At 68.7% G+C, this 11,273-nt stretch carries 10 protein-coding genes; 3 read left to right on the top strand and 7 right to left on the bottom strand.

Annotation, left to right across the window (positions count from 1 at the left end):
* Positions 1-102: 102 nt before the first annotated feature.
* Positions 103-1,338 (top strand): ATP-binding protein, encoded by a 1,236-nt coding sequence (locus ACHUEU_RS05625; RefSeq protein ID WP_394214920.1) that lies wholly within the window; start codon positions 103-105, stop codon positions 1,336-1,338.
* Between the two features lie 3 nt (positions 1,339-1,341).
* Here ACHUEU_RS05625 and ACHUEU_RS05620 read toward each other — a convergent pair whose 3' ends face one another.
* The 7 genes from ACHUEU_RS05620 to ACHUEU_RS05590 form a co-directional block, all read right to left on the bottom strand.
* Positions 1,342-2,034 (bottom strand): FadR/GntR family transcriptional regulator, encoded by a 693-nt coding sequence (locus ACHUEU_RS05620; protein ID WP_394214919.1) that lies wholly within the window; start codon positions 2,032-2,034, stop codon positions 1,342-1,344.
* A 37-nt stretch (positions 2,035-2,071) separates the two neighbouring features.
* Entirely contained in the window at positions 2,072-3,295 is a 1,224-nt protein-coding gene (locus ACHUEU_RS05615) for a toxic anion resistance protein (RefSeq protein ID WP_394214918.1), read from the bottom strand.
* A 74-nt stretch (positions 3,296-3,369) separates the two neighbouring features.
* A complete protein-coding gene (locus ACHUEU_RS05610; protein ID WP_394214917.1) occupies positions 3,370-4,305 on the bottom strand; it encodes a hypothetical protein in 936 nt (311 codons plus the stop codon).
* A gap of 311 nt (positions 4,306-4,616) precedes the next feature.
* Complete coding sequence (locus ACHUEU_RS05605) at positions 4,617-5,528, bottom strand: carbohydrate ABC transporter permease (RefSeq protein WP_394214916.1); 912 nt, start codon at positions 5,526-5,528, stop codon at positions 4,617-4,619.
* On the bottom strand, positions 5,525-6,520 hold the full coding sequence (locus tag ACHUEU_RS05600; RefSeq protein ID WP_394214915.1) for a carbohydrate ABC transporter permease: 996 nt from the start codon (positions 6,518-6,520) through the stop codon (positions 5,525-5,527). Before ACHUEU_RS05600 ends, ACHUEU_RS05605 begins: the two co-directional genes overlap by 4 nt.
* 2 nt (positions 6,521-6,522) lie before the next feature.
* Positions 6,523-7,812 carry an extracellular solute-binding protein gene (locus tag ACHUEU_RS05595; protein WP_394214914.1) on the bottom strand — a complete coding sequence of 430 codons (1,290 nt, stop codon included), beginning with the start codon at positions 7,810-7,812 and terminating at the stop codon, positions 6,523-6,525.
* A 51-nt stretch (positions 7,813-7,863) separates the two neighbouring features.
* On the bottom strand, positions 7,864-8,859 hold the full coding sequence (locus ACHUEU_RS05590; RefSeq protein ID WP_394214913.1) for a carbohydrate kinase family protein: 996 nt from the start codon (positions 8,857-8,859) through the stop codon (positions 7,864-7,866).
* A 202-nt stretch (positions 8,860-9,061) separates the two neighbouring features.
* On the opposite strand from ACHUEU_RS05590, the gene ACHUEU_RS05585 reads away from it, so the two are divergent.
* Together ACHUEU_RS05585 and ACHUEU_RS05580 are read left to right on the top strand one after the other, a co-directional pair.
* Positions 9,062-9,883 carry a DeoR/GlpR family DNA-binding transcription regulator gene (locus ACHUEU_RS05585; RefSeq protein ID WP_394214912.1) on the top strand — a complete coding sequence of 274 codons (822 nt, stop codon included), beginning with the start codon at positions 9,062-9,064 and terminating at the stop codon, positions 9,881-9,883.
* Complete coding sequence (locus ACHUEU_RS05580; RefSeq protein ID WP_394214911.1) at positions 9,880-11,265, top strand: family 4 glycosyl hydrolase; 1,386 nt, start codon at positions 9,880-9,882, stop codon at positions 11,263-11,265. The genes ACHUEU_RS05585 and ACHUEU_RS05580 overlap by 4 nt, the downstream gene beginning before the upstream one ends.
* Positions 11,266-11,273: the final 8 nt, after the last annotated feature.

Genomic DNA, 11,273 nt, shown 5'->3' with positions numbered 1-11,273 from the left:
CTTGCTGGATCTGGCGACCCGGCGCAGCAATGGTAACTTTATCAACGACTCTCAGTCTTGATAAAGTTACCAATCCAGGCCATCGTTGATAAAGTTATCAGCATGCGTACGCCTCTTGACTCGCCGTTCAGCCCTGGGTCCGACACGGTCCCGCAGGTGTGGGCCGGTCGCACCGCTCAGCTCAGCGACTGGCGCGATGTGCTGCGTCCGCGACGGCTCGCCGGTCTGCCGGAGCGAGGTCGAACGATCCTCGGCGAAGCGGGCCTAGGAAAATCCTCCCTCGTGCGCCGAATTGCCGCTGATGCCACTGCCCGGGGCGACTGGGTGACGCCTCAGCTGCGCATCCCGTCCGGGGCTGACCCATTGAAGAAGGTGGCCCAGGCTCTGCTCGAGGTCGCCCGCCAGGCGGGGCTGCCGACTGCACGCGAGAGGAGCATCAGCCAGCTCCTCGGGCGTGTCGAGATGGTCGCAGCCGTAGGCGTCTCCCTCACACTGCGCGACCAGCCCGGGCCGGAACCGTACACGACCCTCACCGAGCTGCTGGTCGAGATCGGTCGCGCCGCGATGAAGCGCGGGGACGTCATCGCGCTGATCCACATCGACGAGATGCAGAACATCGCCTCCGAGGAGGCTTTGTCTCAGCTGCTCATCGCCCTGGGAGACGCATTGACCTTCGAGGAGGCGGTCGCGGTGCCGGGCGGAGTGGTCATCCAGCGCGCCCTGCCGATCGCCGTCTACCTCACCGGACTGCCGGAATTCGCCGACATGGCCGGTGCCCGCACGGGAGCCACGTTCGCCAGAAGGTTCCAGACGACGACCCTCGGACCGATCGACGACGACGACCTCACGAGTGCGCTCCAGCCGTTCATCGTCGACGGATGGGAGATCCCCGACGACATGACCGGGACCACACGGATCTTCATGGAGCCCGCTGCGCAGGCGGCGATCGTCGACCTGTCCCGTGGGGAACCGTTCCTGTTCCAGCTCGCCGGCCAGCAGGCCTGGTACGCCGGCACCGGCGATCTGATCACCCGCGCGCAGGTGATCGCTGGCTGGGAGGTGGCCCGCTCCGAGGCGACCGCGCATGTCGAACGCATTCTCGCTCGGCTCCCTCGACGTGAACGCGAGTTCCTCGAGGAGATGGCGGCCTTGGATCCGAAGGAGCGGACACTCACGGCGATCGCGACGAGCATGGGTCTGGAGCGAGGGTCTGCCGCCGGGCCCACGTCGCAGCGACTGGACTCGATCCGCGGCATCATCCGGCGCGGCAAGCCCTACACATTCCGTCACCGGGCTGTCGAGGCATACCTGACCACAGGGTGGCCGGACGTCTCGTAGGGCTCACCCGGCCGGCGGCTCACCCTTCTGCAGCAGCCAGGACTCCACGCCGGCGACATGCGCCGCCGCATAGGTGCGGGCGAGGTCCGGGCGGCGGGCCGCCAGCGCGTCCAGGATCCGGCGGTGCTCGGCCAGGGTGCGCTCGACCGCGGAGTCGTCGGTCAGCCCGCGCCACACCCGGGCCCGGGCGGTGGAGCTCGCGAGGCTGTCCAGCAGCGAGCTGAGGTAGTCGTTGGGGCAGCGGTCGTTGATCAGGTGGTGGAAGGCGATATCCGCCTCGACCAGCTCCTCGATGGTGGAGCTGTCGTCGAGGTCAGCCATCGTCTGCTCGAGCTTCGCGAAATCGTCATCGGTCAGGTGCGGGCACGCCTGCTCGACCGCGGCCGGCTCCAGCAGACGCCGGATCTCGATGATCTCTACATAGCTGGAGTCCTGGTGGAGGTCCAGCACGAAGGCGAGGGACTCCAGCAGCTGCTCCGGCTCGAGGGCCGTCACATAGGTGCCATCACCCTGGCGCACATCGAGCACCCGGATCACGGACAGCGCCTTGACCGCTTCACGCAGCGAGTTGCGGGAGACCCCGATCCGTTCGGACAGCTCGGCCTCGGTGGGGAGCCGGTCGCCGGGCTTCAGCGTCCCGTCCACCACCATCTGCTTGATCGCGCTGATCGCCCGATCGGTGACCGCGGAGGCCATCAGGGCACCCCGGCCGTCGTCGGGGCGGGAGAGGTGCTCATCGCCGGTCCTCGATCTCGAGCAGGTCCATCGCACTGGCCTGCTCGATCTGCTCGTGCTCGGGCTGCTCGTTCTGCATCCGCTCCAGGTAGGGCTGGGCACGCTGGACCTGCTGCTCCAGGTTCGTCACCGTGGTGAGGAAGTTCTGGTTGGCCTGGGTGCGGAAGGCATCGATCCCGTCCATCGTGGTGAACAGGTTCTCGAAGGCCTTCTGCAGCGTCTCCTCGGAGACGCCCGAGGTCGCGGCCTGCTCCTGGATCTTCACCGAGTTGTCCGCCAGCATCTGCGAGGTGCGGGAGATGAGGTTGTCGGTGGTGCGGTTGACCGCGTCGATCTGGTCCAGCACGATCTTCTGGTTCTCCAGCGCCTGGGCGGTGATCACCGCGGTGCGCAACGCGGTGACGGTGGTGGTCCGTGCCCGCTCCACCCCCTGCTGGAGCTTGGTGTTGTTGTCCTCGATGAGCCCCATCGACAGGTAGGCCTGGACGGTGACCGCGATCTGGGTGGCCACGTCCTGGCGCCGCTGCCGCACGGCGAACAGCACGTCCCGCTCCAGCGCATCGGCCTCGGCGGCCTTCCCCTCGGCGCGGGTCTGCTCGGCCCGGCGCACCGCCCGGTCATCGAGCAGGCTCAGCAGGTAGGAGGCCTTCTTCAGGGAGGCGAGATCCTCCCACAGCGCCCGACGCTCCACCGACAGCTCGGCGTTGTCCTTCTGCAGCATCTCCTGGCCGCGGCTGAGCGCGCCCAGCACCTGGTCGAGCTGGTCCTGATTGGACTCGAAGCCGCGGAAGTAGCGCTTGGCGACGTTGCGGCCCGGCAGCCAGCTCAGCGCCTTCTCGGCGAAGGTCTCGTCCTTCGGAGCGAGATCCTCCATGGTGGTGCGCAGCTCGGAGAGGGACTGCGCGACCGACTCCTGCGCAGTGCCCTTCTCCTTGGACTCCCGCAGCGACTGCTCCATGAAGCGGGAGGAGGTCTGGCTGGTGCGCTCGAAGGTGCGCCGGGCGACCGCGCCGAGCGCGTTGACCTGGGCGGTGTACTCCTGGGAGTGGGGGTTCAGCTGGGCGACCTGCTCGACCCAGGCGTCGGCGCGCTGCTCGAGCTCCTGCTGCTGCTCGGGGGGCAGCTCCGGGAGCATGTCGCCGGCCTGGTCGTCCTCGAGCGGTGCGACCGGCTCGGCCGGGGTGATCTCCTGGTCGGGTGTGGGGGGCTCGAGCTTGTTCATCAGTGCCTCCTGGGCGGTGTCAGGTGGGAATGTTCAGGGGAGTTCAGGGAGGGTCGGGGAGATGCTGGGCGCGGCTACACGTCGATGATCGGGTTCAGGTGCTGGTCGGCGAAGCGGGCGCGCAGGAACTCGGCGTGCACCTCGAGGGAGCGGGAGACGCCGCCGACCAGGTCGGCCTCGATCTGCTCGACCCCCTCGGACAGCACGCTGAGCTGCCGGCCGATGCTCTCGAGGTTCTCCAGCGCCTCCTGCCGCGCGGAGCCCTCGAAGGTCTGCAGGAAGCCGAGGGTGTCGCTCGCGGCCCCGACCAGATCGGGCACGTAGCGGCAGGCGATCCCCTCGAGCATCGTCACCTCACCGGCCGAGGGCCGCAGCGACTGCAGCTGCTCGGTGGCGACCAGTGCCTCGATCCGAGTCACCAGGGCCTCGACGTCCTCCAGCACGGTCGCGGCCGACGGGGTGCTGCTCGCCTGCGGGCGCAGCGTTCCGATCTGCTCGCGAGTGGTGGCATCGGCCTCCAGGATCGTCGAGAGCACGGCGCGGGTGCGGTCCGGCACCGAGGCGTCCAGCACGGGGCGCTCAGCCCGGTCACGACGCGGAGCGTTCAGGAGGGCGCCGCTGCCGCCGAGGGTCACCACCCCGACGCCGGCCGCCGCGGCGAGGGCCAGCAGCGGACCGGCCAGCCCGGTGCCGAGCCCGACCACGAGGGTGAGCACCGCGGCGAGCCCGCCCAGCAGCACCGGCGCGCCGAAGCGCACCAGCGGCGAGCGCCGCGGCCGGCCGACGGCCTTCGAGGTCGGGGGCCGGACCGTGCCCTGCAGCGGCTGCTGGAGCGGGCCCCACAGGTCGCGGCGCTCGGCGGTCGCCTTCCACGGCAGGTCCTGGTCGCCGGGGGAGGAGGTCGGGGCAGCGGCGCTTGCCGGCGTCGTGGGTGCGGGCGCGAAAGGATCCGGGAACCGGTTGGTCCCGCTGGTCGGCTGCTCGGCCGACGGATCGTGCTGTGCGCTCACTGGTTCCCGCAGTCCTCCCCGAGACGGTGACGAGGGCCTCTGCGTGGAGATGCTGGGCAGGTGCGTTGCTGCCACCGAGCCCGGCGTCGTGCAGACGCCTCGTCCTGGGCGTGCTGAAAGGCTATCGCGAGGGACTGGGCATCGGCCGAAGGTTCCTCGGGCGCGTGATGAGGGTGCGCATCGCGATCAGGGACCGCCAAGGGTGCCGGCGTCACCGGTTGATGTCGGCGGCGATGAAGCATTCCACGTGGTGTCGACGAGAGCCGATCGGCCACGCGCCACTCCATCGGGACTGAGCGCTTCGACGTCTCCTACTTCAGCGCGCCCTCGGTGATCCCGTCGATGAACTGCTTCGCACCGATGAAGAAAACGATGATCAGCGGGACCACGGCGATCAGGGCGCTCATCATCAGCATCCCGTAGTCCGTGCCATGGGTGGTCTGCAGCTGGGACAGCGCCACTTGGAGCGTCAGACGACTGGGGTCGTTCAGCACGATCAGTGGCCACATGAAGTCGTTCCACGAGCCGATGAAGGTGAAGATCCCCAGGAACGCGAGCGCCGGACGGGCTGAGGGCAGTGCCACGTGCAGGTACTGGCGGAAGAACCCGCAGCCGTCGATCGTGGCTGCCTCGACCAGCTCGACTCGCACCGAGTTCTGGAAGAACTGCCGCAGCCAGAACACCCCGAAGGCTCCTGCCAGGGACGGCACGATGACGGCCTTGAGCTCGCCCACCCATCCGAGCTCGGTCATGATGACGAACTGCGGGATGGTGGCCAGCTGTGAGGGCAGCAGGAACGTCAGCATCACCACCAGGAAGAGGATCCGCTTGCCGGGAAAGCTGAACTTTGCGAACGCGAAGGCGGCGAGCGAGTCGATGAGCAGGACGAAGAACGTCACCGTGGTCGCGACCAGGAACGTGTTCGCCATGGCGGCCCACACGTTGATCGTGCTCATCACCGCTTCGAAGTTCTCCCGGAACCTGTTGCCGGGCAGCAACGGTGGCGGGAACTCGTAGATGGCGGCCGAGCGGTGCGTGGACAGCACGAACATCCAGTAGAACGGGAAGAACGAGACCAGCGCACCGGCTGACAGCAGCAGATGGCGCAGCAGGCGGCCGGCGGTGCGACGAGCAGGGGGTCGGCGTCGGCGCGGTCGGGAAGACGTCACCTCGGTGACGGGACCGGTGGCAGGAGCGGGGTCGGGAGGGGTCGTGGTGGTCATCGAGAACGCTCCCTCGTGGCGAACCAGTTGATGAGCGTGAAGAGGATGACGATGACCATCACGCCCCACGCGATGGTCGCGCCGTACCCGTAGCGGTTCTCCTGGAAGGCTACCGAGTAGAAGTACAGCACCAGCGTCAGCCCGGAATTGCCGACCCCACCGGCGCTCGCGGATCCGCCGCCCTGTGAGGACGTCATCACCTGCGCCTCGGTGAAGCTCTGCAGCGAACCGATGGTCGACATGATCGTGATGAACATGATGATCGGCCGCAGCATGGGCAGGGTGATGGTGAAGAAGGTTCTCACCGGACCCGCTCCATCGAGCTGTGCGGCCTCGTAGACCTGCTTCTCCACCGACTGCAGGCCGGCGAGGATGATCATCGCGTTGTAGCCGACGAAACTCCAGGCCGTGAGGGTGGAGATCGCAACCTTGATGCCCCATTCCGACTGCAGCCATCGCACGGACTCCAGCCCGGCGGAGTTCAGCAGCGCGTTCATGATGCCGAAGTTCGAGGAGAAGATCGAGCTGAACAGGATGCCCATCGCCACCAGCGAGGTGATGTTCGGGACCAGGTAGGCGACTCGGTAGACGGTCGAGAAGCGCACTGCGGAGTTCAGCCCCAGGGCCACCAGGGTCGCGAGTGTGAGGCACGGGACCGTCGCCATCACCCAGAGGATGAGCGTGTTGCTCAGTGCTTTCCAGAACAGCGGGTCCTCGAGCAGATAGCCGAAGTTCGTCAGGCCCACCATGTTCCACTCGCCGATCCCGCGCCAGTCGGTGAAGGCGAGGAACATGGTGAACCCGATGGGAAGTGCGCTGAATGTGGCGAAGAGCAGGAAGTACGGTGCCAGCGCCACGTACGCGGGACGGGCGCGGCGAGAACCGAGGGTGATGGTGTCCGGGTCCGTGCGTCGCTCCTGCCCCCGCCCGCGTGGGCCGGGCGCAGGCGGGGCGTCGGTGGCGGTGAGCTTCTGGGTGAGCGAGGTGGACATCGTCAGGAGACCGTGACGCCGTTCTGCTCCGCCAGCCGCTCGGCCTCGGAGACCGCATCCTTCCAGGCCGTCTCCGGGTCCTTGCCGCTGGCCTCGACGAGGGCGAGCTCTGCGTAGTAGGGCCCGTTGACGATGCCGTCCCGAGCGTCCTCATAGAGGGGTCGCACGTACTCGGCGGCTCGCGCGAAGACCTCCGCCGCCACCTGGCCGCCCAGGAACTCGACCTCACCGCTCAGCTCCGGCGAGCCCCAGGCCCCGGTGTTCGCGGGGAAGTTTCCCGAGTGGGTGTACTCGATGGCGAGGTTCTCGGCATTCAGCAGGCGCAGGATGATCTCGAAGGACTGCTCGTGATTCTCGGAGCCGGCGGGGATCCCGAGGAACGAACCGCCGAGGTTGGTGGCGTCCCCGGGATGCTCGCACACATGCCACTGGCCGGAGGTGTCGGGGGCGTCGACGATCAGGTCCGCCAGGTGCCAGGAGGCTCCGAAGTCCGCGGGGAGCTTCCCGGCCGCGACCGCCGCGGCGACGTCGGGCGTGTTCGACTCGAGCGCGGCGTTGATCCCGGCATCATGAGCGGTGATCGAGAGGTCCCAGGCCTTGCGGATGTGCTCGTCAGCGCCGATGAAGACACCGTCCTGGTCGATGAAGGCCGAACCGGACTGGCGCCAGGCGATGTCGAAGACCGCGGAGAGGTTGCGGATGATGTAGGTGTCGGGATCGGCAGCGTTGAGCTGCTTTCCGAGATCGAACAGCGACTCCCACTCGCGCACGGCCGCAGCGAGATCCTCCGGGGTGGACGGGAGCCCGTGCTGCTCGAAGATGTCGAAGCGGTAGAACAGGGCGGTCGGTCCGATGTCGATCGGGATGCCCAGCTGACGACCGTCCTGGGTCGTCGCCTGCTCCCACTTCCAGGCGACGTAGTCGACTTTGTGCTCCTCGGCACCCAGGGTGTTGAGGTCGACGAAGAAGTCGGGGACCTCGGCGAAGTGTGCGATGTCCTCGCCCTTGATTCCGGTGAGGTTCGGCAGCCCGGAGCCCGCCTGCAAAGTGGTCTGGAGCTTCTGTTTGAAGTCGCCGCCCTGGATGGTCTGCTCGAAGTCGGCGTCGGGGAAGGTGGTGCGGATGTCCTCGACGATCTCGTCCGCGAAGCCCTCCGGCCAGTACCACAACGTGGCCCCCTCGCCGGTGGCGCCCCCGCCGGTGCTGGTCGAGCAGGCGGAGAGCAGGGTGAGTGAGCCGGTAGCGGCGCCCAGGCCCAGGGCAGTGCGGCGGGTGAGTGGGGTACGGATCATGGAACTCTCCTTCGAGACTGTTGCAGCAGGTTTATTGGGAGGTGAGGAAGGTCAGTCGTCGGATACGAACGTTGCGGCGAGCGCCTCGAGGGCTCCGGTGCATCCCAGCCGGTGCTGCCGGGCGAGAGCCGCCAGCTGTGACGGGCCCGGGGTGATGCCCGGGCCGGCCAGCCCCGCAGCCCGAGCGGAGGCGGCAAGGCACGCAGCCTCCAGCGCATCACGGAAGCCCAGCCCCCGATCGAGGAGCACGATCAGGGCAGCGCCGAAGGTGTCGCCGGCACCGGTGGGGTCCACCGGGCCGAGCGCTGGCGCACCCACGTCGACCTCGAGCCCCGACCGGGCGTCGATCCCGAGCGCACCCTCGGCCCCGCGGGTGACGACGACGATCGGCACCCTCTCGGCGAGACGATGCGCGGCGGCCGAGGGGGAGTCGGTCCGGGTATAGGCCATCGCCTCGTCGGCATTGGGGAGGAAGCCCTCGCAGTGCTCGAGGTGACGCAGCAGGCCGGGGTCCCAGGCTCCGCTCGCATCCCAGCCGACGTCAGCCCAGATCCGGGCGTCGGAGGCGGCGAGCCAGGGCATCTCCTCCGGCCCCAGATGCAGGGCAATGGAGGCGGCGCCGTGTGGGTCGGGGGCTGCGGCCGCTGCGATCGCGGGAGCGGACCCGCCGGTGACCAGGGCCCGATCACCTGCGTAGGGGAGGGCCGAGGTGATCTGGAGATCCCAACCGGGGTCGACCAGCAGGCGCGTGGTGTCGATGCCGGAGTCCTCGAGCAGCGCGCGGGTGATCCGGCTGATGGGGCCGTTGCCGATGCGGGCGGCGATGGCGGTGCGGGCCCCGAGCGCCGAGCCGGCCGCGGCGAAGTTCGCTATCCCCCCGGGCAGGAGCGCGGCTCTGTCGGTGAAGACCTCCTGGCCGGGGCTCGGTGCCGCGGGGAGCACCCCGTAGAGCACGTCGAGGAAGAGCTGGCCTACCGCGAGCAGGTCGACGCTCGGCGGCGCGGCTGGGAGGTGCCTGGCCGCTGTCCGGGTCGGTGAGGGGTGCATCCGGATTCCGTTCCTCGTCGGCTCGTGCCACACCACTGTGACCCGAGAAGATGACGCCTATTGTGCGCAGATGATTACGGATGGTCAAGGGTGATCAGTTAATGGGACCTGAACTGGACCTGAACTGTTGCCTGTGGTCTTAGGTGATCACGAATGAGCGGAAGTGTTGCTTTGAGGGGTGGGCGGGGATACCGTGTTCCGTGTGATCAGAGTTGCCCGCCTCGATGCGATCGAATCCATGCTGCACGAGCAGAAGGTCGTCTCCACCCACGAGATTGTCGACATCCTCGGCGTCTCCGGGGCGACCGCCCGGCGGGACCTCGATGATCTGGTCGCCGAGGGGCGCGTCGAGCGCGTCCACGGAGGCGCGAGGCTTCCGGAGCACGAGGATGAGGAGGATCCCGCGCCCGGTGCCGTGCCGGAGGAGACCCTGCCCGCCGCGGAGCCCCCGGAGGTCGACGAGCTGTTCCACGAAGTGTTGGCCAGGAACTCCGCCGTCAAGCGGACTCTCGCCCGCGCGGCCGCCGCGCTGGTGGCGGATGGCGAGACCCTCTTCCTGGACGTCGGCACCACCACCTACGAGCTGGCCGGCTGTCTGGTGGGTCGCCCGCTGACCGTGGTCACCAATTCTCTCGGCGTGGTGGATGTGCTGTCCGCTTCGCAGCGCGGCAACCTCGTGGTCCTCGGCGGCGAGTACAACCGCGAGTACCGCTGCACGCAGGGACGCAGCGTTCAGCAGGAGCTTCGCGAACTCCACATCGACCGCGCTTTCCTGGGCTGTGCCGGTATCACCGACCTCGGCGTCGTCCGCGACAATGATGCCCGACAGGCCGTCATCAAGCAGGCCGCCGCCGAGTGCAGCGGCGAGACCACCGTGCTCGCCGACTCCTCGAAGATCCCCGGGATCGGTGCGTACACCGCCCTCGAGCTGGCGTCCGTGAACCGGCTCGTCATCGACCGCCCCCTGCCCACGGCGCTCGCGCGCCTCTGCGCCGCCGCTTCGACGGAGGTCCTCATCCCATGATCCTCGCCCTGCTCGGGGGAGGCGGCTTCCGCGTCCCCCTGGTCTTCCGCACCCTGCTGGCCGATCGCACCGACGGCCGCGTCACCCAGGTGCGCCTGCACGACACCGACGGGGCGCGCCTGGCTGCGATGGAGAAGATCCTCGTCGCGATGGCCGAGGCCGTACCCGATGCGCCGCGGGTCGTGCTCTGCTCCGAGCTCGCTGACGCCGTGCGGGGTGCCGACTTCGTGTTCTCCGCCATCCGTGTGGGGGGCACCAAGGGACGTGCTGCAGACGAGAGGATCGCGCGCGAGCTGGGGATCCTCGGACAAGAGACCACCGGTTTCGGCGGCATCAGCTATGCCTTGCGCGGACTGCCGGTTGCGCTGGACATCGCACGCACCCTGGCCGAGGTGAACCCCGAGGCATGGCTCATCAACTTCACCAACCCGGCCGGGATCATCACCGAGGCCAGTCGGGAGATCTTGGGCGACCGGGTGATCGGGATCTGCGACTCTCCGATCGGGCTCGCCCGGCGGGTGCTCGGAAGCCTGGAGGCCGCGGGTCATGTCCCGGCGGGCACGACCCGTGACGTCGGCGTCGGCGGCGGGGACGTGAGGCTCGACTACGTCGGCCTCAACCATCTCGGCTGGCTGCAGGGTCTGCAGGTGCGCGGCGAGGACGTGCTGCCCCGACTGCTCGAGCGTCCCGACCTCCTCGAGAGCTTCGAGGAGGGGAGGCTGTTCGGCGCTGAGTGGCTGCGGACCCTGGGAAGCATCCCCAATGAGTACCTCCACTACTACTACTTCGCGCGCGAGACGGTGGAAGCCGACGGACGCAGCGAGGCCACCCGCGGCGTCTTCCTGGAGCAGCAGCAGGACGGCTTCTATCGAGCCGCCGACGGAATCGTGCCCGCGGAGGCGGCTCTGCTGTGGGAGCGCACGCGCCAGCGTCGTGAGGAGACCTACATGGCGTCGAACCGCGAGGCGGCCGGGGTGGCCGAGCGCGACGAGGAGGACCTCGAGGCCGGCGGCTACGACCGGGTGGCCCTCGCGATCATGCATGCCATCGCGCATGATCGTCCGGCACAGCTGGTGCTCAACGTCGCCAACCGAGGCACCCTGGAGCACCTCCCGGAGGACGCGGTGATCGAGGTGCCCTGCCTGGTGGACGCCGCGGGACCGCGACCGCTCCCCGTCTCCCCGCTGCCCGCGCACGCCCGCGGGCTGGTGCAGACCGTCAAGCACGTCGAGCGCACCGTCATCCGCGCGGTGACGGAGTCGCGCCGCGACCTCGCGATCGAGGCGCTCGCCCTGCACCCGCTGGTCGACGGCGTCGGCGTCGCCCGGCGCGCGTTCGAACTCTCTCGCGCCGAGTTCCCCGAGCTCGTCGCCCTGCGCTGACCAGGAGG

Source organism: Brachybacterium vulturis (assembly GCF_043641765.1).
GTDB classification, from domain to species: domain Bacteria; phylum Actinomycetota; class Actinomycetes; order Actinomycetales; family Dermabacteraceae; genus Brachybacterium; species Brachybacterium vulturis_A.
Note: the sequence above shows the minus strand (reverse complement) of the source record. Positions and strands in the feature narration are given on the sequence as shown.

What these genes read in the sequence shown, in the direction of transcription:
- ACHUEU_RS05600 (WP_394214915.1), bottom strand. Translation starts at nt 6,520, where the DNA reads ATGTCCACCTCGCTCACCCAGAAGCTCACCGCCACCGACGCCCCGCCT.
- ACHUEU_RS05615 (WP_394214918.1), bottom strand. Translation starts at nt 3,295, where the DNA reads ATGAACAAGCTCGAGCCCCCCACACCCGACCAGGAGATCACCCCGGCC.
- ACHUEU_RS05625 (WP_394214920.1), top strand. Translation starts at nt 103, where the DNA reads ATGCGTACGCCTCTTGACTCGCCGTTCAGCCCTGGGTCCGACACGGTC.
- ACHUEU_RS05590 (WP_394214913.1), bottom strand. Translation starts at nt 8,859, where the DNA reads ATGCACCCCTCACCGACCCGGACAGCGGCCAGGCACCTCCCAGCCGCG.
- ACHUEU_RS05620 (WP_394214919.1), bottom strand. Translation starts at nt 2,034, where the DNA reads ATGGCCTCCGCGGTCACCGATCGGGCGATCAGCGCGATCAAGCAGATG.
- ACHUEU_RS05605 (WP_394214916.1), bottom strand. Translation starts at nt 5,528, where the DNA reads ATGACCACCACGACCCCTCCCGACCCCGCTCCTGCCACCGGTCCCGTC.
- ACHUEU_RS05595 (WP_394214914.1), bottom strand. Translation starts at nt 7,812, where the DNA reads ATGATCCGTACCCCACTCACCCGCCGCACTGCCCTGGGCCTGGGCGCC.
- ACHUEU_RS05580 (WP_394214911.1), top strand. Translation starts at nt 9,880, where the DNA reads ATGATCCTCGCCCTGCTCGGGGGAGGCGGCTTCCGCGTCCCCCTGGTC.